This is a genomic window from Romboutsia weinsteinii, from assembly GCF_002250835.2.
Taxonomy (GTDB): Bacteria; Bacillota; Clostridia; order Peptostreptococcales; family Peptostreptococcaceae; genus Romboutsia_A; species Romboutsia_A weinsteinii.
In genome coordinates this window covers 1-23178 of sequence record NZ_NOJY02000013.1, presented here as the reverse complement: position 1 = coordinate 23178, position 23178 = coordinate 1, and the positions used below count along the sequence as shown (strand labels likewise).

Annotated in this window: 21 protein-coding genes; 17 read left to right on the top strand and 4 right to left on the bottom strand. The window is 28.0% G+C overall.

Annotation, left to right across the window (positions count from 1 at the left end):
* The first annotated feature begins 2 nt into the window (after nt 1-2).
* From CHL78_RS09275 to CHL78_RS09265, 3 genes are all read left to right on the top strand, one after another.
* Nucleotides 3-1097: a hypothetical protein gene (locus tag CHL78_RS09275; protein ID WP_094366146.1), complete on the top strand. Its 1095-nt coding sequence runs from the start codon at nt 3-5 to the stop codon at nt 1095-1097.
* 2 nt (nt 1098-1099) lie between these two features.
* Nucleotides 1100-2197, top strand: a complete 1098-nt coding sequence (glf, locus tag CHL78_RS09270) for a UDP-galactopyranose mutase (RefSeq protein WP_094366148.1) — start codon at nt 1100-1102, stop codon at nt 2195-2197.
* 214 nt (nt 2198-2411) lie between these two features.
* Nucleotides 2412-3080: a sugar transferase gene (locus CHL78_RS09265; RefSeq protein ID WP_243446408.1), complete on the top strand. Its 669-nt coding sequence runs from the start codon at nt 2412-2414 to the stop codon at nt 3078-3080.
* Nucleotides 3081-3174: 94 nt separating this feature from the next.
* Here CHL78_RS09265 and CHL78_RS09260 read toward each other — a convergent pair whose 3' ends face one another.
* On the bottom strand, nt 3175-4149 hold the full coding sequence (locus tag CHL78_RS09260) for an LCP family protein (RefSeq protein WP_456300082.1): 975 nt from the start codon (nt 4147-4149) through the stop codon (nt 3175-3177).
* 229 nt (nt 4150-4378) lie between these two features.
* On the opposite strand from CHL78_RS09260, the gene CHL78_RS09255 reads away from it, so the two are divergent.
* The 6 genes from CHL78_RS09255 (at nt 4379) to CHL78_RS09230 (ending at nt 10450) form a co-directional block, all read left to right on the top strand.
* The gene (locus CHL78_RS09255; protein WP_094366152.1) at nt 4379-5509 is read left to right on the top strand and encodes a glycosyltransferase family 4 protein; all 1131 of its coding nucleotides are present in this window, start codon (nt 4379-4381) and stop codon (nt 5507-5509) included.
* A gap of 23 nt (nt 5510-5532) precedes the next feature.
* On the top strand, nt 5533-6642 hold the full coding sequence (locus tag CHL78_RS09250; protein WP_094366154.1) for a glycosyltransferase: 1110 nt from the start codon (nt 5533-5535) through the stop codon (nt 6640-6642).
* 352 nt (nt 6643-6994) lie between these two features.
* Nucleotides 6995-7972: a hypothetical protein gene (locus tag CHL78_RS09245; RefSeq protein ID WP_158540672.1), complete on the top strand. Its 978-nt coding sequence runs from the start codon at nt 6995-6997 to the stop codon at nt 7970-7972.
* A gap of 32 nt (nt 7973-8004) precedes the next feature.
* A complete protein-coding gene (locus CHL78_RS09240) occupies nt 8005-9111 on the top strand; it encodes a glycosyltransferase (protein WP_094366158.1) in 1107 nt (368 codons plus the stop codon).
* A gap of 155 nt (nt 9112-9266) precedes the next feature.
* A complete protein-coding gene (locus tag CHL78_RS09235) occupies nt 9267-9899 on the top strand; it encodes a DUF3298 and DUF4163 domain-containing protein (protein ID WP_094366160.1) in 633 nt (210 codons plus the stop codon).
* Between the two features lie 26 nt (nt 9900-9925).
* A complete protein-coding gene (locus CHL78_RS09230) occupies nt 9926-10450 on the top strand; it encodes an amidase domain-containing protein (protein WP_094366162.1) in 525 nt (174 codons plus the stop codon).
* 87 nt (nt 10451-10537) lie between these two features.
* Here the strand turns inward: CHL78_RS09230 and CHL78_RS09225 are convergent, their stop codons facing one another.
* The 3 genes from CHL78_RS09225 to CHL78_RS09215 all read right to left on the bottom strand — a co-directional run bounded on the left by CHL78_RS09225 (nt 10538) and on the right by CHL78_RS09215 (nt 13660).
* On the bottom strand, nt 10538-11701 hold the full coding sequence (locus tag CHL78_RS09225; RefSeq protein ID WP_094366164.1) for a DHHW family protein: 1164 nt from the start codon (nt 11699-11701) through the stop codon (nt 10538-10540).
* A 12-nt stretch (nt 11702-11713) separates the two neighbouring features.
* Complete coding sequence (locus tag CHL78_RS09220) at nt 11714-12940, bottom strand: MBOAT family O-acyltransferase (RefSeq protein ID WP_330408603.1); 1227 nt, start codon at nt 12938-12940, stop codon at nt 11714-11716.
* Between the two features lie 246 nt (nt 12941-13186).
* A complete protein-coding gene (locus CHL78_RS09215) occupies nt 13187-13660 on the bottom strand; it encodes a DUF4358 domain-containing protein (protein ID WP_094366168.1) in 474 nt (157 codons plus the stop codon).
* 206 nt (nt 13661-13866) lie between these two features.
* Between CHL78_RS09215 and CHL78_RS09210 the strand changes: the two genes are divergently transcribed.
* The 8 genes from CHL78_RS09210 to ptsP all read left to right on the top strand — a co-directional run.
* Complete coding sequence (locus tag CHL78_RS09210; RefSeq protein ID WP_094366816.1) at nt 13867-14511, top strand: undecaprenyl diphosphate synthase family protein; 645 nt, start codon at nt 13867-13869, stop codon at nt 14509-14511.
* 109 nt (nt 14512-14620) lie between these two features.
* A complete protein-coding gene (locus CHL78_RS09205) occupies nt 14621-15439 on the top strand; it encodes an N-acetylmuramoyl-L-alanine amidase family protein (protein WP_094366170.1) in 819 nt (272 codons plus the stop codon).
* Nucleotides 15440-15606: 167 nt separating this feature from the next.
* Nucleotides 15607-17829, top strand: a complete 2223-nt coding sequence (locus CHL78_RS09200) for a bifunctional diguanylate cyclase/phosphodiesterase (protein WP_094366172.1) — start codon at nt 15607-15609, stop codon at nt 17827-17829.
* A gap of 52 nt (nt 17830-17881) precedes the next feature.
* Complete coding sequence (locus CHL78_RS09195; protein WP_094366174.1) at nt 17882-19660, top strand: Eco57I restriction-modification methylase domain-containing protein; 1779 nt, start codon at nt 17882-17884, stop codon at nt 19658-19660.
* Nucleotides 19661-19685: 25 nt separating this feature from the next.
* Nucleotides 19686-20030 carry a hypothetical protein gene (locus CHL78_RS09190; protein ID WP_094366176.1) on the top strand — a complete coding sequence of 115 codons (345 nt, stop codon included), beginning with the start codon at nt 19686-19688 and terminating at the stop codon, nt 20028-20030.
* A 208-nt stretch (nt 20031-20238) separates the two neighbouring features.
* Nucleotides 20239-21450 carry a patatin-like phospholipase family protein gene (locus CHL78_RS09185; RefSeq protein ID WP_094366178.1) on the top strand — a complete coding sequence of 404 codons (1212 nt, stop codon included), beginning with the start codon at nt 20239-20241 and terminating at the stop codon, nt 21448-21450.
* A 72-nt stretch (nt 21451-21522) separates the two neighbouring features.
* Entirely contained in the window at nt 21523-21783 is a 261-nt protein-coding gene (locus CHL78_RS09180; protein WP_094366180.1) for an HPr family phosphocarrier protein, read from the top strand.
* A gap of 215 nt (nt 21784-21998) precedes the next feature.
* A partial coding sequence (gene ptsP, locus CHL78_RS09175; protein ID WP_116041425.1) for a phosphoenolpyruvate--protein phosphotransferase occupies nt 21999-23178 on the top strand: 1180 nt, incomplete at its 3' end.

The following is a 23178-nucleotide window of genomic DNA, read 5'->3' as shown; positions in this document are numbered from 1 at the left end:
CAATGAATAATATTAATAAATACGTATTATCGCTACATGGTGAAAGAGTCAATTCAAACCACGCTGGATCTAAAGCTGTATTTGATGTTGAAGATTTTCTTGATGAAATAGATTATAAAAAACTATTTATTGTAGATGATAATAGTAATAAATATATAAAATTAATTCATATTTTATATAAATGGAACAAGTATAAATATTTGTTTAAGGATAACTCTATAGTAGTACTAAACCATCCAATTACATATGGTAAAACTAAGGAAACTATAGAAAGTGTGTATATAGACAAGCTTAAAGAAAAGAAAAGTGTGAATTTGGTTGCAGTAATTCATGACTTATATAGTATTAGATTCCACAATGGAAAAGATGATTATGATGAAAATGTAAGAAAAGAAATTACCGAATTAAATAAATTTGACTATGTTATAGCTCATAACTCAGTTATGTCAAGATGGTTAAAAGACAATGGGCTAAAATCTAAGACTATTGACTTAGATGTATTTGACTATAAATCAGATGAAATTGAAGAAAAGCATAATATAGAGTCAAATACTAAGACTGTAGCTTTTGCTGGAAACTTAGATAAAAATAAAAGTAGATTTATATACGATATGAATAAACTACAAATTAAAGGGCTAAAGTTTAACTTATATGGACCTAACTATAGTCATGAAAATTATCAATGTGGTAATGTAGAATATAAGGGTATATGTACTCCTGAACAACTAACTAGTGTGCTAAATGAAAGCTTTGGATTAATATGGGATGGAGAAAGTTTAGATACTTGCACAGGAATAATTGGAGAGTATACAAAGTATAATAATCCACATAAGCTTTCGTTATATATAGCTTCTGGTATACCAGTTATTGTATGGAAACAGGCAGCTATATCTAAATTTGTTGAGATGCATAATATAGGAATAAGTGTTGAAAGTCTAAATGATTTACAATATAAGATTGATGCTTTAGGAGAAGAGGATTACTCAGATATGGCAAGGAATATAAATGATTTGAGACATAAGGTTTCAAAAGGATACTTTATAAAAAGAGCAATGAAGAAAATAGAAGAAGACATAAAAAATAACAAGGAGGTATAGTTATGAAATTTAAATATATTATTGTTGGAGCTGGTCTTGCGGGATTAACAATAGCAAATCGAATAGCAAATGAAATGGATGAGCATGTTTTAATTATAGAAAAGAGAAACCATATAGGTGGAAACTGTTATGATTACTATAATGAAGAAGGAATCATGATACATAAATATGGACCACATATATTCCACACAAACTCTAAAAAAGTATGGGATTACCTAAGTAAGTTTACTAAGTGGAATTACTATCAACATAGAGTATTATCATATATAGATGGAAATAATATACCTATGCCAATTAGTTGTGAGACTATAAATGCTCTTTATAATTTAAATCTTTCAACTAATGAAGTAGAACAATACTTAAGAGATAAATCTTTAGAAATTGAAGAAATAAAAAATTCTGAAGATGTTGTATTGAGTAAGGCAGGAAATGAGATATATGAAAAATTCTTTAAACATTATACAAAGAAACAATGGGATGTATATCCAAATGAATTAGATAAATCAGTTATATCTAGAATTCCAGTAAGAACAAATAGAGATACTAGATATTTTGCGGATAAATATCAAGGTATGCCGAAATATGGTTATACAAAAATGTGCGAGAATATGTCAAATAACCCTAAAATACATATAATGCTAAATACAGATTATAAAGATATAATAAGTGATCTAAAATATGATAAATTAATATATACTGGTCCTATAGACTATTTCTTTGATTATAAATATGATAAGCTTAAATACAGGAGTTTGGAGTTTGAATTAGAAACTATTGATACAGAATCTTATCAAGATGAATCTGTTATAAATTATCCTAATGATTATGATTTTACAAGAATTACTGAGTATAAAAAACTAACTGGTCAATTAAATCATAAGACAACTATAGCAAGGGAATATCCAAAATGGGATGGAGAACCTTATTATCCAGTACCGCAAAAAGAAGCTATGGATCAATATAATAAGTATAAGCAAGAAGCTGATAAATTAGACAATGTTATTTTTGTTGGTAGACTAGCACAGTATAAATATTATAATATAGATGCAGTAGTTGAAACAGCACTTGATATATTTGAAGATAGAATAAAAAATATATAATATAAAAAAAAGTCTATAATTTTATAGACTTTTTTTATACAAAAAATACATTATAGTATTATTTTTTGTATAAATATGATATATTTATATATGATTAAAATAACATACCTATGTAATAATGGAGTCGATATAGTAGAAAAATACTAATAGTTTGTCGACTAAATACAAATAATATTTAGACAAGAATATAAAAATTATTAAGGGAGGATATTGAATGGAATCATATATGTCAAAGAATACTATTATTTCTAAAGAAAATGATGAAAATAAGAATGAATTTCAAGTGAAATTAAATAAAAATATGTTTTATGATTTTTGTAAGCGTAGTTTTGATATTATAGGGTCAGTCTCTGGTTTATTAATTGGAATACCATTTATGATAATCTTTGGATTATTAGTAAAGCTTGAAGATGGAGGACCAATTTTATACAAACAAGAGCGATTAGGTAGATCTGGAAAAGTATTTTATATATATAAGATTAGATCTATGAGGATTGATGCTGAAAAAATTGGTGGAGCACAATGGGCTCAAAAAGATGACCCTAGGATAACTAAAACAGGTAATTTTATTAGAAAAACAAGAATAGATGAAATACCTCAATTGTTGAATATATTAAAAGGTGACATGAGCATTATTGGACCAAGACCAGAGAGGCCAGAGCTAACAAATCAATTTGAAGAAGAGATACCTGGATTTATAAATCGATTAGTTATTAAGCCAGGTCTTACAGGATGGGCACAAGTAAATGGTGGATATGAGATGACACCTAAGGAAAAGTTAAAGTGGGATATAAATTATATAAATAATATGAGCTTTGTAATGGACATAAAAATAATATTTAAAACAGTAAAGGTAGTATTTACTGGTGAAGGAGCACGATAATATTAAGCAAGTCACATAAATATTAAATTAGGATTGTATAAAAAAAGTAAAGTCAATTTTGACTTTACTTTTTTTATATAAAATATTAAATATATTATGGTGTATACATTTTATTTTTGAAAATAAAGTCATGTAGTATTGGAATACATTTATCTTCATCAAATCTAACTACCCATCCTGCATCTTCATATATGCCTTGCTCTGAATATTCTAAAATAGGGAATTCTAACTGCTTTATATCAAAATCTCCTATACCAAGCACAGTAGAACCTGTTTTAAGTATGGCTCCTGGCTTCATATTTGTCTTAATATGAGGTAGCACACCATCTATTAAAGAGTTATATTTTGTAAATGGTAAAGAAGTTAATTTATTAAGTGTAGCTTGTAATATTTTTCTTTGACGCTCATCTCTATCAAAAGCAGTATCATTTTTTCTGATTCGAGCATATGCTAGTGCTTGATATGCATTTAGAGTTTGCGTACCTGGAGATTCTACATAATCAATAGGACCTTTTTTATCATACTTTCCTAAGTAATAAGTTTCGATAGTGAAATAACGAAGTTCTTCTAATTCTGAAGCAGAAACATCAACCTCTATTCCTCCAATTACATCTAATACAGACATAAATGAGTTGAAATTAACAACAACATAATCTTGTATATCTAATTCAAAATTTTCCTCAACAGTTTGTAATAATAGACTTATACCTCCATATGCATATGCATGAGTAAGTTTTTCTTTTCCACGACCCTTTATATTTACATATGTATCTCTAGCCAAAGATGTTAATTTTAAACTCTTACTATTGCTATCTATCGTTAAAATCATCATAGCATCTGACCTAGAAACTTGTTCCTTATCAGTTGTATCGACACCAACTAAAAGTATATTATGTATACCTTTTTCTGATTTATAGTCGCTACTACTTACTATTTTCTCGCTGTCACTATCACCCTCGTGTATAGTGCTTAATTTATAATACATATACCCAAATGCTGTAGCTGGTATAATAATTACTAAAGCTAACAAGAAAACAACCAGTTTTTTTAGATTTGACAAACTTATCACCTCTTCTTATTTTTGTATGATATAATTATATAAAATAAAGTAGGTTTATTCAATATAATAAATTATTATATTGAAATAGTGGTATATTATATAGAATAAAAGCTTAATAGATCGAATTAAATAATATATTGATAAAAAAAAACATATACTGTATAATGGTTTGTATTTGAGTAAATATTATACATATTTTAACCATAAAATAAAAAAACATAAGTGAGAAGGTGAATTGATGAAAAAAATTCTTTTTATTGCAACGGTTCAAAGTCATATAATGAATTTTCATATACCATATATAAAAAGATTTCAAAAGATGGGATATGAAGTTCATGTTGCAACTAAATTAGATTTAGAAAAATATAGGACCTTGGATAAAGACTTAGGTACAGTAGTGTGGAAAAATATAGATTTTTCAAGAAATCCAATATCAATGGATTTGATAAAGTCATATAAACAGTTAGATTTATATTTAAAACAAAATAAGTTTGACTTAATCCACACACACACACCGATAGCTGCATTTATTGCTCGTTTAGTAGCAAAAAATAATAATTTTAGCCCTATATTATATACGGCTCATGGGTTCCATTTCTTTAAAGGAGCACCTATTCAAAATTGGATTATATATTATCCTCTAGAAAAAATAGCTTCAAGATGGACTGATGGAATAATTACTATGAATGAAGAAGATTATTCTAGAGCCAAATCTAAATTTAAAAATAGAAGGTGCAATATCTACAAAATAAATGGAATAGGTGTAGATTTAGAAAAATATACAAATAATAAAGATAAAGCAGAAAAAAACTATGCTAAATTTAACCTTAAAGAAAATGATTTTGTAGTATCTATAATAGGAGAAATAAATAAAAATAAAAACCAGAAAATGATAATTGATGCAGTTGAAATTCTTAGAAAGAAGGACAAAAACATAAAGTTACTCATAGTTGGAGAAGGGGATATGAGTAAAGATATAGAAAAATATATTTATGATAATAATTTAGATGATGCAATTCAAATGTTAGGTTTTAGAAAAGACATACCTGATATATTAAACATTAGTAACATAATAGTATCTTGTTCATATAGAGAAGGCTTACCAAAGAATCTTATTGAGGCTATGTCTGCTAGAAAACCTGTTATCTGCACAAATATACGAGGAAATAAAGATTTAGTGGATAATATGGAGAATGGAATTTTAGTAGATATAGATGATGTTGATAATATGGCTAACTCGATAGAACTTTTATATGATGATAAATCATTATTAGAAACTATGGAGCGACAAAGTTATGAAATTTCTACTAATTATTCTCTTGATAAAGTTATATGCCAAATGGATAAAATATACTCAGAGTATTTATAAATGTAAGTTAAAGGAGAATTAGAATGAAGAAAATTATTCATATAATAACTGGGCTTGACAATGGTGGAGCTGAGATGATGTTATATAAGTTATTATCTAATATAGAAAAAGGCAAGTATGATATAGAGGTAGTATCTATGACAGATGAAGGTTTTTTTGGGAGTAAAATAAAAGACCTTGGAATTAAGGTTCATACACTTGACATGAAAAAGGGAATTCCTACTATTTCAGGTATTAAAAAAGCAGTAAATATTGTAAAAGATGCTGATGTTGTACAAACATGGATGTATCATTCAGATTTACTAGGGCTAATTGTATGCAAAATTGCAGGTATCAAAAAATTGATTTGGGGAATTCATCATAGTAACTTAGATAAAGATAAAAATAAAAAATTAGTGCTATTAGTTGCCAAAGTTAATAGCATGTTATCTAAATATACTTACAAAATAACAAGTTGTAGTACTTACGCTACTAAAGTTCATATTGACTTTGGATATGATGAGAGCAAGTTTGTAAATATACCAAATGGATTTGACTTAGATATGTACTATAATAGAGAAGGTTCCAGAGAGTCAGTTTGCAGAGAATTGAATATTGATAGCAATAAAAAGATAGTGTGCCATGTTGCTAGATGGGATATATTAAAAGATTATAAAACCCTTACAACATCGCTAGGGATAGTATCTAAGGAATTAAAAGATGTTGAGTTTATTCTTTGTGGAGGCAGTATCGATAATAATAATATTGAGTTAAAAGACCTACTAAAACAAAATAATATATCTAAAAATACTCATTTATTAGGTATACGAAGTGATATACCTAAAATCATGTCAGCTGCTGATATATTTGTTCTTTCATCGAGTGGAGAGGCATTCCCAAATGTTATTGGAGAAGCTATGGCATGTGAAACGCCATGTGTAGTAACCGATGTAGGAGATTGTAAGTACATTGTAGATCAATATGGAACAGCAGTAGAAAAACAAAATCCAACAGAGTTAGCTAATGGAATAATTAATATGTTAAAACTTGGGGATAATGAATTGATAAATCTTGGAATTAAATCAAGAGAGCGTGTAATTGATAATTTTGAGATAAGTAAAGTAGTAAATATGTTTGAAAATTTATATAAGTAAAGCATATTTATAATTAAAGAAAGGAATAAGTTTTATGAATATAAAAGATTTAAAACAGTACTTTAAAACAAATGACAATCATAAATCAAAATTGTACCTATGTATTATTGTACTGACTTTAGTTATGCTAAATTTATTTATAGATAATAAAAATATTAGTTATGCACTAATATTTACTATTTTTTTAATTTTAAATATATCACTAATTTCTAATATGAAATATAAAAATAAGCTAATTATATATATATTTATGATATCATTTTTTATTAAATCCATATATGCATTGTTTATGTTAACGACATCTAATTATCCTTTTGTAGATAGTCTTACATACTTACATCACTTGGAAATAATGAAGAAAAATAGTGGTATACAAAGTTTTAATGCAGTTTATCATGTGGCTAGCTCATTGCATGTCGGTTATCATTATTTTATATATATAATTGACCTGGTATTTAAAAATAACTATGCATTATATATGAGTAATATTTTAATGTTTCAAGCATCAGCTGTCTTATTATTGAACTATTTAACAGATAAAAAATTCAAAGAAAAGATTATAAAAATAGTAGTTATATGTTCACTACTAAGTTTTAATATGGTAATTTTTACGTCAAGTATATTAAAAGATTCACTTGTTTTATTTACTGTTATGCTATCTATATATATGTATAATAGATACCGATTATCTGGTAAGAAGATAAATATAGTACTTCTATTTTTAGCATTAATAGTGCTGTTACTTACAAGAATATACACATGTGTAGCAATGGTTATAGCGATATCTATTGATTATATGATAACATCAGATGTTATATCAGAAAAAATAAGAACTATTAAATTTAACAGAAAAAGTATTGGAATATCAGTAGTCTCTATTATTGTAGGATTTATTATAATAAGGTTTACTAGTATATGGATGTATGTAATTGCTATCTCTAATTCAATGAGAAGTGCATTATATGACATACCAGGATTAGTTATTGGAACTATAAAAGAGATAGTAAGGACTTTCTTAAGTCCACTACCTTGGAACGTATTAGACTCATTTGATGTATATACAATAACGGCTATAGATTCTACTCTGGCTTTGATATTTGTATTTACATTATTAATGCTGATAATAAAAATTATTAAATATAAGCATGTTAGAAATATCACGCTAATTTATGTTATTCCGATAATTATCCAAGCTTCAATATTAGGAATTACATATGATACTGGTTCTGTAAGGCAAAGAATAGGTGTATTTTTATTTATTCCGTTATTATATTGCATAGGGTATTATTACAATGATAAATTAGAAGATAAAGGAATTTATAGAAAATAAAATCATTGTTACTTAATATAAGGAGATTTAAAATGAAGAATAATAAGATAGCGTTATTTATACCTACATTAGAAATTGGTGGAGCTGAAAAAGTAATGATAAATCTGGCTAAAGGGTTTAGTGAATTAGGGTATGATATAGATATTATATTAGTTAAGGCTAAGGGAGATTATCTAAAGCAGGTACCTAAGTCTGTTAATATAGTAGACTTAAATTCTAAATCTGCCATGGCAAGTATTAGTTCATTAACCACATATTTAGTTAATGCAAAGCCATATGCACTAATATCTGCGATTGAAAACTGTAATGTCGCAGCTTTAATTGCAAAAAAAAGAGCTAAGGTTGATACCAAGGTAATTGTAACAATACATACAACATTAAGTAGGATATTAGAAGATGTCAAGAATATAAAAGTCAAGTTAAATATGATTTTACAAAAAAAATTGTATAAAAGAGCTGATAAGATCGTTGCTGTGGCGAATAATACAGCTGAAGATGCGGCAAAAGTATTGGGAATTTTGAGGGATGATATTGATGTCATTTATAATCCTATAATAAATGATGAATTAATTAATAAAAGCAAAGAGAATGTTAGTGGTAAGTTTTTCAACCAAGAAGGAGTTAAAAATCTATTAGCGGTAGGAAGATTAAATGAAGCAAAAGGATTTGATACTTTAATAAAGGGATTTAACTTATTATTAAAACAAAGAACGGACGTAAGATTAACTATATTAGGGGAAGGCGAAAAAAGGCCTGAATTAGAACAAATAATTGATGAATTAGGAATTAACGATTATGTTGATATGCCAGGTTTTTGTGAAAATCCATATGCATATATGAGTAAGTGCAGTATATTTGTATTATCATCTAAATGGGAAGGTCTATCTAATGTTATTATAGAAGCTATGTCTTGTGGAGCTAGAATCATATCTACTGATTGTAAAAGTGGACCAAAGGAGATTTTAGACAATGGAAGGTATGGTAAATTAGTGCCTGTAGGTGATGAGCAAGAAATATGTAAAGGGATAATAGAGGTATTAAATAACGATATAATATTTGAAGACTATAATAACCATCTCGATAAATTTAAATTTGATAAAATAATAAATGAATATATAGAATTGATATACAATAAATAATATAAAGTATTACTGATAACTTAGATTTTCAGTAATACTTTTTTTAGAATATATATTTATAAATAATAAAATATATACTCTAAATATAATAATATTTAACAAAATCCCCAATATATACATATTAATTACTATGAGACAAAAAAAGGAGGATTAACATGTTATCAATAGAAAAACGAATCATAGAGGAAATAGATCCGTTATCAAAATATATCATAAACTACCCCGTGATAACAAACAAAAACACCCCCATAATAAACTACCTAAACCAAACCATAGAACAAGACATAAAAGCCTTCAAAGAAGCTAGAGAACACCAGATACACTACGAAACAATCAAACCAACCGGATTTCACTATATAACAATGACAGAATACAGAACACCACTAAACCAAAATAAAATCCTAAGCATAGCCATAGAATTCTCACAACTAATAGGAATCTATGACATCACCTACATCAAATCCTACAACTACGATTTAAATATAGAAAAAGAAATAAATTTAAGTGACATATTTTTAAAAGAAATAGACTATATAGAATTAATAAACAATGAAATAATAACACAAATAAAAGCGAACCAACCACACTATGAATTTTCAAGTGAAGACTTCGTAGGCATACTAGATAGCCAAGTATTCTACCTAGAAGAAGATGGAATTACAATCTGCTTCTCAAGCTATGAGATGGATATGTATTGCCCAGAAGTATTTGAATTCAAAATACTCTTTGAAGATTACGAAGACTATCTAAGTAATTACACTCTAAATAATTTATACATGCCTTGCTAATAAATTTTAAGGGAGGAGAGTACAGAGTGAAAGAACTAAAACCTTATGATAGAGAAGCAGCTGCAGCCTATGCTAAAAAATGGGCTCTAGGACACAACCCTAATTACAAAAATTACGAAGACTGGGGAGGAGATTGTACAAATTTTATATCACAAGCTGTACACGCAGGGAAAATACCATTTGACCATATAGGAAATGATGTACTAACTCAGTGGTACTGGTATAGTGATAAATCAAGAACTCCATCTTGGACTGCAGCAGAACCATTCTATAAGTATATAAGTAGAAATAACACAGAAAATACTCAAAACTTTGGAATATACACAAGACCAGCTGAGTACAACGAGCTTGAGCTTGGTGATATAGTCCAGTTGACTTATGAAGGAAGCGCTTTCCATACTATGATAATTACAGAAGTTATACTGGAGGGAGACTATTTGATAGATTACTTAATAAGTCAACACACCTATGACCTACAAAACTATCCCTTAAGTCTAAAAACAGAAGGAGAAAGAAGATATATAAAAATACTAGGATATTATGATTATTAGTTATTTATTATTAAACTAAAATAGAGTATAGCTATGTATTACTAATAGCCATACTCTATTTTATAATCCAAACTACTTATAATTGAGCTAAGCAAATTTTTTATAAAACTCAGAAGAGTTAATAGTCTCTAAATTATTAATAAATAAAACCTCACTAATTCTACTATTTTCCTCAAGGTATTTATAAACATCCATATTGTAATACCTAGGGTCAACAATATGTATCTTACTATAATTAGAAGTTAAAAAAGGTACAAAATTATGAGCGAAAGAATCCTTAAAAATTAATATTTCCTTAGAAATTTTAGGATTTCCATTAATAACAGCAATAGCAGGATCACCATGTAAGAAATATTGATACTTGTTTTTGCCATCAAGTTTACTATCATCATAAAGTGTATCAAAGCTCTTATCTAAATCTATACTTACTTTGAAATCATCAAAATCTTTATAAGCATAGATATTATCATCCTTAATCTGAGGCAATAAAGCCTTAGAATAATAGCTACCATAAAAACCTTCAGCTACCTTAGTAGGAGTATTTTTAATATCCATATGATACATATCTTTATAAGCTAAATAAGCTCCCAACTGAGTCCAATGGTGGTCAGTATTAAAGTAAATATAATCATCCTTATTATTATTAAGGATATTATAAGGAGTATAAAAGTCTATATAAGTATCATAATCAGATTTATCTATATTATTATTAACTTCTTTATTAGATACAATCAGATTTTCTATATAACCAAGTACATCTTTTTCATCGTCATAGATAGCATACTTAGGAAGTGTATCTCCATAAAATGCTATAGAAGTAGGAATTATCATCAATCTAGATGAAACTCCAACTCTATTATACAAATCTCTAGCAAAAATTGTTACCTGGGAAATATTTTTATCAATTATATCCTTATTAAAAATAAATTTCTCCATAAGTCTACCATCTTTACCAATATAAATATCTCTAAACTCACGATTTCCAATAGCATAACTGTAACTATTCTTTATTTCAATAAAATCCGTCCTAAAAGGAAACTGGTCAGCGCTATACTTGTCAAAATTTTTCATGAAAGATCCATTACTAATGCTATCCATAGACAATTTTGGAAGTTGAGCTAAAATTTTATTTTCAACTTGGCTAACTTTTTTATCTGGAGTGACTATATTAATGATAGGAAATATAAAAATAAATCCTAAAAATAAAATAATTGTAGCGTATTTTAAAAAGTTATCTTTTGTAAATTTCACAAAATCACCTACCTAGAATCTAAAGTATAAAAAAGGATTAAAGGTAGAATCTACTAAAAATGCCGTAGAAACCACCAATCCAAAAGCTAAAGCAAAGAATTTAATATATTGATATTTATCAAGAATATTTTTAAACACAGGTGTAGAAGCTACAATAGCTATTATTAAAAGAGCTAAATTTGGAACTAAGTAATAATAAAAAGTCTTATCAAAAATAACACTATCTAAGTTAAACATAGTACCTAAGTAACCAAATACACCACTAAGTTCAGTAATATCAAATAACACAAATCCAATTATAACTAAAAGCATAGTGTAAATATGTCTAATAAAATTAGGGCACTTATCAAGCAAGTTTAAAACGACTAGTTTTTCAAGTGCTAAGATAATACCAAAATAAAGTCCCCACAGTATAAAGTTAAAGCTAGCGCCATGCCAAAGTCCAGTTAAAAACCAAACTACGAAAATATTAAATAGCCATCTACTTTTAGAACCTCGATTACCTCCAAGTGGAATATAAACATAATCTCTAAACCAAATGCCTAAAGACATATGCCACCTTCTCCAAAACTCCGTAATAGATTTTGATATATAAGGGAAATTAAAGTTCTCCAAAAACTCAAATCCAAAAATCTTTCCAAGACCAATAGCCATATCAGAATACCCAGAAAAATCAAAGTAAATCTGAAGAGTAAAGCATATAATACCAAGCCAAGCAGTACCAACTGACAAGCTACTATAAGGCATATCTTTAATAGAAAACCAAATAACTCCTAGATTATTTGCAATAATAACTTTTTTAGAAAGACCAAATATAAATCTACAGATACCTTCATATATCTTATCAAAGTCACTCCTGCGATTATTAAGATCTTTAGCAATATCAGCATATCTGACAATAGGTCCTGCTACTAACTGAGGAAATAATGTTACATATGTTGCCAAGGAAATAATATTTTTCTGAACAGGAGCCTCATTTCTATAAACATCTATAGAATAAGACATAGTTTGAAAAGTATAAAAACTAATTCCAATAGGTAAAGTTATATTTAATAAAGGGAGATTAGTATTAAAAATATTATTAGATATAGAGATTAAAAAATCACTATACTTAAAAAATCCTAATAAACCTAGATTAACAACAATAGATGAAATTAATGCAAGTTTTGATTTAAGACTTCCTCTATATTTGTCTATAATTATTGCATGAGTATAATCAACCACGCTAGAAAATAGCATTATAAATATGTATATAGGCTCTCCCCATGCATAAAAAATCAAACTAAAAATTAAAAGAGTAAGATTCTTTAACTTAGAAGGAGAGATAAAATAGCAAAATAAAACTAAAGGTAAAAAATAAAATAAAAATGTAATACCACTAAAAACCAAAATAATCACCATCTTTTATATATATTAAGAAGGCTTTCTGTAAAAAATCTACAGAAAGCCAAACTATATTAAGTATTTATTATCGGAAATACTTAATTACTTACTTATAACTGACAATATTGTTTTTTCTATATTAGTTGCATTTTTAGCTGAAATTAAGTAAACATAGTTACCTTTTTTCTCAATTATAGTATTAGCTGAATAATCAGCATTTTCCTCTGCACCGTATCCGTCACCAAAAGGTCTAACTATCATATCTTCTTTGTAATTCTCAAGAGTCGTGTAGATAGCATCAGGGTCTTCTGTCTTTATAACAATAACATCTTCAAGACGAAGGTTTATAGCAGCCTTAATTATGAAACCTTCCGTTATTTTGTCTTGTACATCATTGAAGTAGTCAAAGTTACTTATTTCATAAGGCATAGATTGCTCTACAAGATCACTACTTGACTCTATAGCCTTTTGAATTTGAGATACAGGAACATCTTTATATTCGTTACTTCCCTTAGATGAACATCCTACCATACCCATTGTTAATACTAATGATAGTATTAATATAATTTTTTTCATGAGTAACCTCCAAATTGTCATTATTTAATTTCTATTCGCCAGGTTTACAAATGTTTTGCAAATACATGGCTTAAAGCGAATTTTTTATTATATTAAGTTTACTATATAATAGAAGAAAAATAAACGATTTTACTCATATTATACCTATTATTTAGACTAATAATTCAATTATTTGATAATAATAATCTTTAAAGAGGTGATTAGTGGTGAATATACCAAAACATGTTGGAATTATCCCTGATGGAAATAGGCGTTGGGCCCAGGGGAAAGGTATGACTAAGGACAGAGGATATGAGTGTGGACTAGATCCAGGACTAGAAGCTTATAGAGCATGTAGAGATAAGGGAGTTGAAGAAGTAACTTTTTATGGGTTTACTACAGATAATACAAGAAGACCATCTTATCAGACAGAGGCTTTTACCAAAGCCTGTGTAGATGCAGCAAATCTATTAATAAATGAAGGCGCTTCATTTTTAGCAGTTGGGAATGCAAAGAGCCCTATGTTTCCAAAAGAATTGCTTCCTTATACAACAAGGAGTGAAGGAAAGCCGGGTCAAATAAAAGCAAATTTATTAGTAAACTATGGATGGCATTGGGACCTTAATACTTTAGCTGATGCCGAAAAAGTAAACAAGAATAATATTCAAGAAAATATACAGTCATTTGATGTATCCAGATTAGATTTAATAATAAGATGGGGTGGAAGAAGAAGACTAAGTGGATTCTTGCCAGTACAGTCTATTTATGCTGATTTTTATGTTGTTGATGATTTTTGGCCAGACTATAAAAATATTCATATGGATGAAGCATTTACTTGGTATAAAGATCAAGATGTAACTTTAGGAGGATAGTCTAGGACTATTGAAAAATGCCTTTTTTGATGATAGAATATAGAAATATATAACTAAACTTGATGAAAAATTAAGACTTTTGCTTAATTAAGTATAGAAAGGTGAAAAAATGGCGAGGGATAATAGAAGAAGAACTACTCAAAAAAGGCGTCCTAAAAAAAGAAAAATAAATAAAAAGAAAATAATAGTATTAGCAGTAATGATTTTTGCTTTTGTATTTGCTCTAACAAAAATTACTCAGACGACGACAACTTTAGTAAAGAATTTCTCTGCTATAGTAAAAGGATCTCAAGATAAAGAAAGTGAAGAAGCTGAAAAATCAAGTGAGCAGTTTGATTTATCTTCAGAAGCAAAAAAAATTGATAAGAAATTTACAATTTTAGTAGATCCAGGACACGGAGGAAATGATGTAGGAACAATTTCTTCAAATAAAGCTAAGGAATCTTATGAGAAAGATATTACTCTTCAAATAGGAAAAAACATTGCTAGTAGATTATCAAAGTATAATGATATACAGGTTATGATTACAAGAACAGAAGATAAATATGTTGGACTTGCAGAGAGAGTACAGATGGCAAATGGTCAAAATGTAGACTTAACAGTATCTATTCACCTTAACGGAGAGTCTGGAGGAAATACTGCTAATGGTCTAGAGACTTATTACAGAAAAGGTGCTACAGATACTTCTAAAGAACTTGCCCAAGCTGTACAAAGTTCAATAGTATCGTATATAGGTGTTAGAGATAGAGGTATAAGAGAAGAGAACTTTGAAGTACTAAAGACAACGGCCATGCCAACTATATTAGTAGAATGTGGCTTTTTAACTAATCCAGAAGAAGAAAAAAAATTAAAAGATAGTGCTTACCAAGATCAAATGTCAGAGGCAATTGTTCAAGGGGTATTATCATATTTAGATAATAAGAAATAAAAGATAAAAGCCCTAGGTAATCCTAGGCTTTTTTTATTTTAAAATTCAAATAAACTAAATATAGCAATATAACTATTTTTTATATACTATTATCAATTGATAAAAAAATAATCGTGGCGTATAATGTAAATATATGGAACAAGAATCAACTGTGTGTAGGGGCTAATATGAAGAAAAATAAAATAAGATTTGGTATAATAATTGGGATAACGCTACTCTGCTTAGCGACAATAGTAGGTTTTATATATATAAAAGAGGTAGTAAATAGTGTAACAAATCAAAATAATATTTATGTAAAGGAAGTCACAAGACAACTATCAAATAATATTAGTGATAAAATGGATGGAAGCTTAAGGGAACTAAAATTAGTATCCAAGAATCTTACAATAGATTCAAACACTTCTTTTGAATTTATGCAAGAAGAATTACGTAATTTATATGATAGAAGTAATTTTATAGAAATTCTAGTATCAGATATATATGGAAATGCAAAAACAAAAGATGGATTCAATTTATATATAGGTGATAGAGATTATTTTAAAAATACTATAAAGGGAAAGCCAAGTATATCACATCCAATAGAGTCTAAACTTGATGGTAAAGATATAATAGTATACACAATACCAATAATTTACAAAGGAGACGTAGTTGGATTACTTGCAGGTCTTTGTGATGCAGAATCAGTTATGAGGCCTATATCAACTAAAATATATGATGAAAATAGGTGTACTTTTATAATAAGTCAAGGTGGGAAAATAATTCACTCTAATCATGCTGAAGATGAAAATAAGAGACACTTTGATGAAGATATCAAAAATAAGTTTTTAGAAAAATTAAGCTTAGAAGATACCGGTTCAGGTAAAGAAGATATTAAAGGTGAGCGAAAGTACATAGGTTATTCAAAAATAGAGGCAACAGAAGACTGGTATATAGTAACCTCAGTTCCAGAGGGATCAGTATTTGTAGATACAGAGAATATAATTCAAAATACTACAAATATTTTGGTAGAAGTTTTAATTGTGACTATGCTAGTTATCATATATATAATAGGTTCAAGGGTAGCAAATGATATAAAGCTTGAAAAAGCTAACTATGAAGATAATCTAACTGAAATTAGCAATTATGATAAATTTATAATAGATTCACAAAACAGCTTATCAGGTGATAATGAAAATAAAAAACAGTGGATTTTAGTATGTTTCGATATCGTAAAATTTAGGCTTATAAATGATATATATGGATACAAGGTTGGAGATGAAATACTAAAAAGTATATCAAATAACTTGAAAACAAACTTTAAAGAAGAGGCAGTATATGGAAGATTAAGTGGAGATATATTTGCACTACTTATAAAGGAAGAAGAAATAATAGATGATTTACCTAATTTAGTTAATACCATAAAAAATAAAATTGTAAACATAGACTGTGAAGAAAAGTTTAACAGAAATATTAATATAGACGTGTATATGGGGATTTATTTTGTAGAAGATAAGGATACTAATATAAAAGATATTATAGGTAACGCTGAGATGGCAAGAATTAAGTCTAAGGAAGTTACCACAACAAACTATGTAGTATTTGATGAGAATATAAAAGAAGAAAAACAGATATTGATGCAAATAGAGCAAGATTTATTTTCTGCAATAGAAAAACAGCAGCTTAAAGTATACTATCAGCCTAAATATGATTACTCTAAAGAAAAAATAGTAGGTTTTGAATCATTAATAAGGTGGCAGCATCCTACTATGGGAATGGTTAGTCCTTTAAAATTTATACCTATAGCTGAAAAGAATGGTTTTATAAATGAAATAGGAAAATGGATAATTGAAGAAGTATTTTCTACTTTAAGTAAGTCAATATTAGAAGATCTCGATATTGTACCTATATCAATTAATTTATCTAGAGTAGAACTTTATCAAGAACATATTGTAGAATATCTAGAGAAGATGTTAAAAAAATATAATATACCAAATGAATTAATTGAAATAGAAATCACTGAGACTACAACTTTAAATGATGTAGATTTTATAAGTCAAAGAATTAGAGAAATTAAAAAATTAGGTATAGCAGTATCTATGGATGATTTTGGAACTGGAAACTCAAATTTTAGCAATCTAAAGAATATACCTATAGATACACTAAAAATTGATAGGTCACTTTTATTAGATATAGAAGAAAGTAGCAAAGCAAAACTAATGGTAAAATCAATCATAGATTTATGCAAAGCTTTAAATTTAAATATTGTATGTGAAGGTGTAGAGAATATTAGCCAAGTATATATATTAAAAGAAATAGGCGTAGATATAATACAAGGTTATGTTTATTCAAAGCCTATAAGTTTTGAAGAATATAAAATACTTTTAAATAAAAAGGGAAGGTCTCAAATTTAAATATTTGAGGCATTCCCTTTTGTAACCTAAATTGCATATCTGGGGGGATAATATGAACTTTTTATTTGGGGAAGAAAAAGTTGATAATTTTAAGGAATCAAAAAACTATGAAAATAGTTTAGCAATTGAGACAAAGAAAAATAATGGAATTTACTATACTCCTAAGGTAATAGTGGATTATATATTAAATAAAACTATAGAAAATCATGATATATTAAAAAATCCATATCCAAGAATAATAGACTTAGCTTGTGGATGTGGAAACTTCTTATTAGAAGTATATGATATTTTATACAGTAAACTTGAGGCAAACATTTTCGAATTAAGCCGAATTTATGGAAGTGACTACTGGAAAAAAGAAAATATCCATAACCATATAATTACATATTGCATATATGGTCTAGATATAGATGAAGATGCAGTAGCAATTCTTAAAAATAGCTTAAGAAATAAATCAGAAGATAAAGAAGTAAATAGAATTAATATTTATTGTAGTGATAGCTTAAAAACAAACTGGGACTTTAAGTTTGATTATGTAGTTGGAAATCCTCCATATGTAGGACATAAGTTATTAGATAGGGAGTACAAAAAATATCTATTAGAAAATTATAGTCAAGTATATAAAGATAAGGCGGATTTATATTTTTGTTTTTACAAAAAAATAATAGATATATTAGAAGATGAGGGAGTAAGTAGTATAATAACTCCTAGATATTTTATGGAAAGTCCATCTGGAAAGTACTTAAGAAATTATATAAAAGATAATATAAATATAGAGGAGATGCTAGATTTTCTAGGCGCAAGTGTATTTGGAAATATTGGAGTATCAAGCTGCATAATGACTTTTAGCAAAAAAACAAATAATAACTCATCAAAAATATTAAGAATAAGAGATGAGAACTTAAATATTATAGACACTGATAGTCTAAATACTCTTATAAATGAAGAAAAATTTGAAAAAATTAACTTAAATCAAGATTTAGTAGATGAAGAGTGGGTTATCGTAAATCCTAAAGAGGAACAGTTTTATAAAAATATTCAAAAGAATACTAGCTATACACTAGAAGATATTGCAACAAGTTTTCAAGGAATAATTACAGGCTGTGATAAGGCTTTTATTTTGGATAAAAAAGACCCTAGAGTAGAATGTATAGATGAGTCAATTTTAAAAAATTGGGTAAAAAATAAAAACATAGGCAAATACATAGTAAATGAAAGTAATTATAAATTAATTTATAGTAATGACATAGATATAAATGAAGAAAAGCATAAAAAGGTAATAGATAATTGTATAATAAAATATAAAGGTAAGTTGGAAAATAGAAGAGAGTGTAAAAAGAATATAAGAAAGTGGCATGAACTTCAATGGGGAAGAGAGAAAGCATTATTTGAAAGAACAAAAATAATGTATCCTTATAAATGTAGTGAAAATAAATTTGCAATAGATCATAATAATAATTATTCAAGTGCAGATGTATACTCCTTTTATATAAAGGAGAGTTATAAGGAACAATTTTCATATGAATACTTGGTAGGAATACTAAACTCAAGTGTATATGATAAATACTTTAAAATAACTGCAAAAAAAATCAGCAAAAGTATATATGATTATTACCCTAACAAAGTTATGAAACTAAAAATATTTAAAGATCATAACTACAAAAAAATAGAGTACTTGTCAAAAAATATAATAAATAACTTAATAAACACAAAAGATAAGAAGATAGATAGTACAGATATAAAAAATATGCAAAAAGAGATCAACATATTAGTAAGTCAATCTTTAGAAGTGGAATCACTAATTGAAGATAACTCTCATATAAATAGATAAGACATTTATAAGGGGGACTTTAAATATGATTGACATGAGAATTTCAGAGGCAGAAAAAAAGGTATATATAGATGTTAGTGGATATATAACTAGCAAGGATGCAAGAGATTTTCTAGCTAAATATAAGCAAAAAGCAAAAGGGATGAGAACTACACAATATAAATTAGTAGTTGAGCCATCCATTTTTAGATGTGAAAATGATGATGATATAAGAACTGTATGTATGACTTTTTTTAAACATGGATACAAAAAGATATATATAGTAGACCCGAATAATTATATTATGAATACTTTAGAGCTTGGATCAATGGAAAAGAAAATATTCCAAAAATCCGTAAAAATGATTAATACTAAAGAAGACGCAAGATAATTATAAATTCTGAAAGATATATACTTTTTAGCATCAATATATGATAAAATATAACTTAATTGATATATTATTAACGGAAAACTATTTCCTTGAGAATATCAAACTTAATTTCAATAAAAATTGTTTTTTCACTTGAAATAGTGCACAAATTGTAATATATTTGTTTTGAGGAAAGAGTATATATCTTTCATAAAAATAGGAGATAAATATGAGAGGATTAGTGTTAGAAGGTGGAGGTACTAAAGGTGCCTACCAAATTGGTGCCTACAAAGCATTAAGAGATCTTGGGATGGATTTTCAAGGAGTATCAGGTACATCAATAGGAGCTTTAAATGGTGCTTACATTCTTCAAAATGATATTGAAGTTATGGAAGACATCTGGCTAACATACGACTATACTCATTTCATGAATATAGACGAGGATACTTATGAAAAATTTAAGAATGTAGATTTTACTCCTAAAAATTTCAATGCTGTTATTGAGCTTATGAATAAAGCTAGAAAAAATGAAGGTATAGATATAAGTCCTTTAAGAAAATTACTAGAAGAGACTTTAAATGAAGACTCAATTAGAAAATCAAATAAAGATTTTGGTTTAGTTACAGTTTGGTGGGACAAAAAAATCAGACCTAATCCTTTATACATAGAGGATATACCTAAGGGAAGGCTGATAGATTATTTAATAGCATCATCAAGTTTACCAATTTTTAAGCTTGAAACAATGGATGATAAACTGTTCTTAGATGGAATGTTCTCTGACAATATACCAATAAGTCTTTTAGAAGAAAAAGGCTATAAAGATATAGTAGTTATAAGGCTATTAGATGATTTTCTTGGAAAGATGAATTTAAATAAGCATCAAGATATTAATGTAAAAGCAATCATACCTTCCGAGTATTTAGGAGGATCTTTAAATAAGGACAAGGATAGTGTTAAGAAGAATATTAACTTAGGCTATTTAGATACTATGAAGGCCTATAATAGATACGAAGGATATAAATACTACTTCAATGTAGATTACAAATATGATGAAGATTACTGTTTTGAGAAACTTAGAAAATTAAATAAGGAAACTATAGAAGGATTAAGCTCTATACTTGGAATCAAGAGAGAGCCATCAACTAGGACTCTTATGGAAAACGTAATACCAAAAATAGGAGAAATGTTAGAGCTAAACAAAGAATTCTCATATAAAGACCTATTTTATAGCATATATGAGAAGAAGCTTGAGGAAAGTAATATAAATAGGTTAAGGCTTTATGATTTTAATAAGGTTATAGATGTTGTAAACAAGAATATGTATAACAACAGCAACATAGCCTTAGGTCTAGATACTAAGCCTATTATATCTATGCACAAGAACAAGACTTTAAAGCTATTAACTAGTTGTATCCTAAAAGATATAAGTAATCAAGACTAAAGAGTAATATAGATAACTAGCTAATAAAGTAAAATATACTTTTAGAATAAATTTATTTGGAGGTTTTTTAAAATGGAAAAAATAGTTAGCATAAAAAATGCAAGTGGATTACACGCTAGACCAGCAGGAATGTTTGTTAAGAAAGCTGCTGAATTCAAGTCTACAGTTGAAGTTTTAGCTAAAGGAAAAACTGTAAACGCTAAATCAATAATGGGAATAATGAGTTTAGGATTAGCTCAAGGAGATGAGTTAACAGTTAAAGCTACTGGTGAAGATCAAGAAGCTGCTGTAGCTGCATTAGTTGAATTAGTTGAAGGTGGATTTGGAGAATAATAAATACACTTATAAAGGGTTGTCTTAAATAATTTTAAGACGCCCTATTTTAAATACTAAAAGGTTATAAATCAAGCGAAGCAAATTAAATATTTTAAGCAACGAGATGCGAGCTTGCTGAAGTGGTTCGCCCACACGTGACTCAAGCAGACGTAAGTGCCCAATATGGGTATGGCGACATGAGCGAAGCGAATTTTATTTAGGAGGATATGAGGATCATGTATAAAGGTATAGGGGCATCTCCTGGAATAGCTCTAGGAAAAGCATTAGTAGTAGAACACAGTGAATTAGTTATAGAGAAAAAGCATATAGAAGATGTTGAAGCTGAAGTTTTAAAATTAAACAATGCTGTTGAAGTATCAAGAGAAGAATTAACTAAGGTTAAGGAAAAAGCTTGCCAAGAGTTAGGGGAGCATGAAGCAGAAATATTTGAAGCTCATTTATTAGTTTTAGCTGACCCTGAGTTAGTTGATTCTGCAATAGCTAAAATAAGAGATGAAAAAGTTAATGCTGATTTTGCATTAAATGAAATAAAAGAAATGTTCGTTGGAATGTTTGAAGCTATGGACAATGAATACATGAGAGAAAGAGCTGCGGACATAAAAGACGTTACAAATAGAGTTTTAAGACATATATTAGGTGTTAAAGTTGTTGACTTAGCAGGTCTTGATGAAGAAGTAGTGTTAATAGCGCACGACTTAACTCCATCAGACACAGCTACTATGAACAAGAGCATGGTACTAGGATTCTTAACTGATATAGGAGGAAGAACTTCTCATACAGCTATAATGGCTAGAACATTAGAAATAGCTGCTATAGTTGGTCTTTCAGATATAACTACTACTGTTAAGGATGGAGATTTTATAGTATTCAATGGGGATACTGGTGAAGTTATAGTTAATCCAGATGAAGAAACTAAAGCTAAATATCAAGCTTTAAAAACTGAATTCGAAGATTACAGAAAAACTTTAGAATTATTAAAAGGACAAGCCTCTGTAACTACTGACGGAAGACACGTTGAGTTAGCTGGAAATATAGGAAGTCCAAATGATGTAGAAGGATTAATAAAGAACGATGCAGAAGGTGTTGGTCTTTACAGAACAGAATTCTTATACATGGATAAAGAAGATGCTTTCCCAACAGAAGAAGAGCAATATGAAGCATATAAAGCTGTACTTGAAGGAATGAGTGGAAAGCCTATAGTAATAAGAACATTAGATATAGGTGGAGATAAAGAACTTCCATACTTTGAAATGGAAAAAGAAATGAATCCATTCTTAGGATACAGAGCTATAAGAATATGCTTAGATAGAACTGATATATTCAAGACTCAATTAAGAGCTTTATATAGAGCAAGTATACATGGAAAATTAAGAATAATGTTCCCTATGATAT

Coding starts and splice junctions, on each gene's coding strand:
- CHL78_RS09195 (WP_094366174.1), top strand. CDS start 17,882: ATGAACTTTTTATTTGGGGAAGAAAAAGTTGATAATTTTAAGGAATCA.
- CHL78_RS09215 (WP_094366168.1), bottom strand. CDS start 13,660: ATGAAAAAAATTATATTAATACTATCATTAGTATTAACAATGGGTATG.
- CHL78_RS09275 (WP_094366146.1), top strand. CDS start 3: ATGAATAATATTAATAAATACGTATTATCGCTACATGGTGAAAGAGTC.
- CHL78_RS09185 (WP_094366178.1), top strand. CDS start 20,239: ATGAGAGGATTAGTGTTAGAAGGTGGAGGTACTAAAGGTGCCTACCAA.
- CHL78_RS09205 (WP_094366170.1), top strand. CDS start 14,621: ATGGCGAGGGATAATAGAAGAAGAACTACTCAAAAAAGGCGTCCTAAA.
- CHL78_RS09245 (WP_158540672.1), top strand. CDS start 6,995: ATGAAGAAAAATAGTGGTATACAAAGTTTTAATGCAGTTTATCATGTG.
- CHL78_RS09235 (WP_094366160.1), top strand. CDS start 9,267: ATGTTATCAATAGAAAAACGAATCATAGAGGAAATAGATCCGTTATCA.
- CHL78_RS09200 (WP_094366172.1), top strand. CDS start 15,607: ATGAAGAAAAATAAAATAAGATTTGGTATAATAATTGGGATAACGCTA.
- CHL78_RS09250 (WP_094366154.1), top strand. CDS start 5,533: ATGAAGAAAATTATTCATATAATAACTGGGCTTGACAATGGTGGAGCT.
- CHL78_RS09190 (WP_094366176.1), top strand. CDS start 19,686: ATGATTGACATGAGAATTTCAGAGGCAGAAAAAAAGGTATATATAGAT.
- CHL78_RS09255 (WP_094366152.1), top strand. CDS start 4,379: ATGAAAAAAATTCTTTTTATTGCAACGGTTCAAAGTCATATAATGAAT.
- CHL78_RS09240 (WP_094366158.1), top strand. CDS start 8,005: ATGAAGAATAATAAGATAGCGTTATTTATACCTACATTAGAAATTGGT.
- glf (WP_094366148.1), top strand. CDS start 1,100: ATGAAATTTAAATATATTATTGTTGGAGCTGGTCTTGCGGGATTAACA.
- CHL78_RS09265 (WP_243446408.1), top strand. CDS start 2,412: ATGGAATCATATATGTCAAAGAATACTATTATTTCTAAAGAAAATGAT.
- CHL78_RS09180 (WP_094366180.1), top strand. CDS start 21,523: ATGGAAAAAATAGTTAGCATAAAAAATGCAAGTGGATTACACGCTAGA.
- CHL78_RS09220 (WP_330408603.1), bottom strand. CDS start 12,940: ATGCTATTTTCTAGCGTGGTTGATTATACTCATGCAATAATTATAGAC.